Annotated in this window: 3 protein-coding genes; 1 reads left to right on the top strand and 2 read right to left on the bottom strand. The window is 59.2% G+C overall.

Annotated features, from left to right (window positions below; genetic code table 11):
- Window positions 1-33 precede the first annotated feature (33 nt).
- Together FQB27_RS16505 and purB are read right to left on the bottom strand one after the other, a co-directional pair.
- Window positions 34-588: a GNAT family N-acetyltransferase gene (locus FQB27_RS16505; RefSeq protein WP_169562181.1), complete on the bottom strand. Its 555-nt coding sequence runs from the start codon at window positions 586-588 to the stop codon at window positions 34-36.
- Between the two features lie 105 nt (window positions 589-693).
- Window positions 694-1,989, bottom strand: coding sequence for an adenylosuccinate lyase (gene purB / locus FQB27_RS16500; RefSeq protein ID WP_169562180.1), 1,296 nt, complete (start codon window positions 1,987-1,989; stop codon window positions 694-696).
- Window positions 1,990-2,298: 309 nt separating this feature from the next.
- Between purB and FQB27_RS16495 the strand changes: the two genes are divergently transcribed.
- The coding region (locus tag FQB27_RS16495) for an autotransporter family protein (RefSeq protein WP_169562179.1) at window positions 2,299-4,877 on the top strand (2,579 nt) is incomplete at its 3' end.

The raw sequence follows: 4,877 nt of genomic DNA, 5'->3' as shown, positions 1-4,877 counted from the left end.
CCACGCGGTGGCCGCGACCATTCGCTGGGCGTTTTAAGGGGAAGGTTTTTGTAACCGGTACAGGACATGCGGGCGGAGCGGATGACCGTCCGGCAGGGCGGGGTGGTTAAAATCCTCCCCGCTATTTTGAAATCCCAGCCGCTCCATCACGGCGCGGGATCGGTGGTTATCCTTAAAGGTAAAAGAAACCACTTCGGGCAGGCTTAGTCTGTCAAAGGCAAAGGTCAGCGCGGCCTTTGCCCCTTCGGTGGCAAGGCCCTGTCCCCAATGATCCCGTGCCAGCCGCCAGCCGATTTCCACACAAGGGGAAAAGGGCAGGTCGGCACTGGGGCGATGCAGGCCGACAAATCCGGCAAACGCGCCCGTGTCCCGTATCTCCGCTGCCCAGAACCCCCAACCCTGTTCCGCGATTAGCGTGCGGATTTTCAGGGCCATGGCGTCACTGTCCTCGCGGGTCAGGCAATGGGGGAAAAATTCCATAACGGCGGGGTCGGCATTGAGGGCGGCGAACGGGACAAGGTCGCTATCCTGCCATTGCCGAAGGATCAGGCGTTTGGTGACCAACCGGGCCGGGGTTTGGCTTTGCATGGGAACCCTTTCACAATGAAAAACGCCCCGGATCGTAAAAATCCGGGGCGTCAGGATGAACCTGCGGTGCGGGGCCGTCAAGACAGCCCGGCAGCAAGCCTGTTGTTATTCGCCGAAGACGCGCTTGAACAGGGTGTCCACGTGCTTGGTGTGGTATTCCAGATCAAAAACGCCTTCAATCTTTTCGTGGCTGAGGGCATTGGTGACTTCTTCGTCATTTTTCAGCAATTCCATGAAGTCGGCGCCTTCGCGCCACACGACCATGGCGTTCCGCTGTACCAGACGATAGGCATCTTCACGGCTGACACCGGCCTGTGTCAGGGCCAGCAGAACCCGCTGTGAATGGATCAGGCCACCCAGCTTGTTCATGTTGTTCAGCATGTTGTCCGGGTAAACCACCAGTTTCTCAATCACACTGGTCAGGCGGGCCAGTGCGAAATCAAGGGTGATGGTCGCATCCGGGCCAATGCCACGCTCAACGGAAGAGTGGGAAATATCCCGTTCGTGCCACAGGGCCACGTTTTCCATGGCCGGAATGGTGGCCATACGGACAAGGCGGGCAAGGCCGGTCAGGTTTTCGGTCAGGACAGGGTTCCGCTTGTGCGGCATGGCGGAGGAGCCTTTTTGGCCTTTCGAGAAATATTCCTCGGCTTCCAGAACCTCGGTCCGCTGAAGATGACGGATTTCAACGGCGATCCGCTCAATGGAACTGGCGATAACGCCAAGGGTGGCAAAGAACATGGCGTGGCGGTCGCGCGGGATCACCTGTGTGGAAATGGGTTCCGGCTCCAGTCCCAGCTTCTTGGCCACATGTTCCTCGACATAGGGATCAATATTGGCAAAGGTTCCAACCGCCCCGGAAATGGCGCAGGTGGCGATGTCTTTACGAGCATTGACAAGACGTTCCCGGTTCCGGGCAAATTCCGCATAGGCCTGCGCCATTTTAAGGCCAAAGGTCACCGGTTCGGCGTGGATGCCGTGGGAGCGACCGACACACACATCATCCTTGTGGTCATAGGCTTTTTTCTTCAGCGCGGCGAGCAGATCATCCATATCCTTCAGCAGGATATCCGCAGCCTTTGTAAGCTGCACGTTCAGGCAGGTGTCCAGAACGTCTGAAGAGGTCATGCCCTGATGCACGAAGCGGGCCTCATCGCCCACATATTCCTGCAGATTGGTCAGGAACGCGATAACATCATGCTTGGTTTCGCGCTCGATCTCGTCAATACGGTCAATTTCGAAATTACCGCGGTCCCAAACGGCTTTTGCCGCCTCTTTCGGAATAACGCCCAGTTCGGCCTGTGCATCGCAGGCATGGGCTTCAATTTCGAACCAGATGCGGAATTTGCTTTCCGGTTCCCAAAGGGCAGTCATCTCGGGGCGGGAATAACGAGGGATCATTGGACATCACCTTATAGCAGTCAAAACAGACCTGTTCTGTATATCTGAAACAGCGGAAGGAGAAGCGGCATGTGCACCCCAGGTCGTCCGCTGCGCGTTCAGTAACAGAGCTTCCTGAAAATCTCAACCACTTGTTATGGAAACGGGCTGGGCTTTTCAAGGGGTCGGTTGCTGTTCTTTTTCCTTAATCTCGTTTTTGGGGAAATGATAACTCTTCAGAAAATGATAATGAATACTTGTGGTTGCGTGTCTTTTTGACTGGTAAGGTTGGCGCGTTAATTCGCGTAAAGGAAGAATTGCGACGTTGTCATGAATAAAAACTCTTTCAAAACCTCCCTCAACCGTCTGTCCGTCGTCAGCAGGCATAGCGCCCTTTTGTTGCTGACGGTGAGTGCCCTGACCCTGTCCCATTCCCTGCAGGCCCGCGCTGAAGGGGGAGCAGGCGGTATTGCCGGGAATGCGGGCGGTGCTGGTGGCAACGTCGCCGAGGCCGGACAGGATGGGTCGAGTGGTTTGGGGGGCGTTGGCGGGGCCGCAGGAACCATTGCAAGCAAGGACGGCGGAAATGGAGTAGATGGTAACTTTAATCCCGGCCCGGGCAGCGGCGGCAGCGGCGGCGGCGGCGGCGGTTATTATGGGGAGCTAATTCATGGGGGGATTAGTAACTGGATTAATTCCGGTGTGGTGCAGGGCGGAAGCGGGGGTGCGGGCGGTGCCGCGGGGGATAACCACGGCTCAGGGGCCTATGGCGGTGCCGGCGGTGGCGGTGCTGGTGGGCACGGAGCCAAGGCGACAAGTTTGGGACTTGCCGAGATTCTGGGCGGTGAGATCCGGGGCGGTCACGGTGGAAATGGGGGAAGTGCGCTGAACGTGGCTGGTTCCTATCTATATGGCGGCCACGGCGGCGATGGGGGGATTGGGTTGCTCCTGGAAAGTGTAGGCATTACCAGCAATAGAGGGGATATTGTCGGCGGGAACGGGGGTGTCGGGGCTGCCGGGGCACGGGATGGTGATGGCGGCGCCGGGATTGACCAGACTGGCGGAAGTCTGACGAATTATGGTTCGGGTTCAATATTTGGGGGAGACGGCGCCACTGGCGGGGCAGGCATTGTTGCGGATAGTGTCTTGATCCGGAATTATGGCAGCATAATAGGAGGGACGAGCCGGGAAGCGGGTGTGCCTGGCGGTGCTGCCATCATGGGACAAAATCTTCGGGTTCATAATCGTGGCAGACTTGAGGCTGGCGAGAACCTTGGGGGCGGCGGCCGGGGAGATGCCGTTCGCTTTACGGGCGGGGTCAATGAATTCCATCTGCATTCCGGGGCGATTGGCGTAGGGCAGGTTGTTGCTTACAGCGCTGCCGATACATTGGTTCTGGATGGGGTGTTTGATAGTACATTCGATGCTTCGCTGATTGGGGCCGACTATGTCGGCTTCGGTGTGTTTAAAAAGGCTGATTCTGCCAACTGGACCCTGACCGGGACGGGCAATCAGGACTGGGTGATTTCTAACGGAACCCTGACCGGGGACAGTAATTCCCTGCAGGGGAATGTAGATTTTACAACAGCCGTTGTCGGAAGCCGGGTTGTTTTCGATCAGTCCTTTGACGGCACCTATGCGGGGCAGATCACCGGGACCAACGGAGGAATGGTCAAGACGGGCAGCGGAGCCCTGACCCTGACCGGGGCACACAGTTTTGGCGATGGCGCGGACATCACTGGTGGTAAACTGATCGTCAATGGATCGATTGCATCATGGGCGGAGGTTTATGGGGGCGGCGCCCTTGGCGGCGATGGCACTTTGGGCGGTGTGTCCATGCAGGGCGGCACCGTGGCGCCGGGGAATTCCATCGGCACCCTCAATGTCACCGGCAATGTGAATTTCTCCGGCGGCGGGGTTTATGAGGTTGAGGTGAATTCGGCCGGGGCGGCGGACCGGATCAACGCAGGGGGCACGGCCACGCTTTCTGGCGGATCGGTTCAGGTGCTGGCAGAAAATGGCACCTATGGCCCCAGCACCACCTATACCATCCTGAGCGCAGGCGGCGGCCTTGGCGGGACCGAGTTTGACGGTGTGACCTCCAACCTCGCCTTTCTGGAACCCAGCCTCAGCTATGATACCAATCAGGTCTACCTGACCCTGATCTCAAACCAGCGGGATTTTGAGGACGAAGCGGAAACCTCCAATCAGGACGCGGTGGCCGATACCCTGGACGCCCTGAAGAAAGACCCGCGCCTTGGCGGTCTGGTGCATCGCATGACGGGCCTGTCCGGGGCCGGGGCGCGGCAGGCCTTCAACGCCCTTGCCGGGATGCCCCATACCCACGGGCCGACCTTCTTCAACCGGGCCGGACTGGCCTTTTATGAACAGATCGAAAACCGTCTGAATGGCGACCGGACCCGAACCAATAGCGGCACACTGGCCATGGCGTCAGACGGCACCGACAGTTGGTCCCACAGTCTGGCCGAGGCCGTGCAGGCCGCCGAAACCGGGCTGGACCGCAACAAGGCGGTCTGGGTGCGGGGCTATGGCGGTTTTGGCGATGTATCCGGCACCGCCAATGCGGAAGGCACCGATTACCGTTATGGCGGGGTGAGTGCGGGTGCGGACCTGCAGGTTCTGCCATCCCTGACGCTGGGCGGGGCCGGGTCCTATACCCGGACGCTGGCGTCATCCTCTGGGGATACCCATGTGGACAGTTACCAACTGGCCGCCTATGGCCGCTGGCAGGCGGGATCGCTGTATCTGGATGGGGTGGCCGGCGGTGGCCTGCACCGGATCGAGGCGGACCGCAACGTGACCGTCGGTGCCACGCAGGAAACCGCCCAGGCCGATTATGGGGCGCTCGATCTCTCCTCCGATCTGGAAGTGGGCTATGGCCTTGGGCT

This window comes from Sneathiella chinensis (genome assembly GCF_012720115.1).
Lineage (GTDB): Bacteria > Pseudomonadota > Alphaproteobacteria > Sneathiellales > Sneathiellaceae > Sneathiella > Sneathiella chinensis.
The sequence above is the reverse complement of the archived record's forward strand: the minus strand, read 5'-3'. Positions and strand labels throughout refer to the sequence as shown.

Bases quoted from the DNA above. Each gene is read 5' to 3' on its own strand.
- purB (WP_169562180.1), bottom strand. From the start codon at position 1,989: ATGATCCCTCGTTATTCCCGCCCCGAGATGACTGCCCTTTGGGAACCG.
- FQB27_RS16505 (WP_169562181.1), bottom strand. From the start codon at position 588: ATGCAAAGCCAAACCCCGGCCCGGTTGGTCACCAAACGCCTGATCCTT.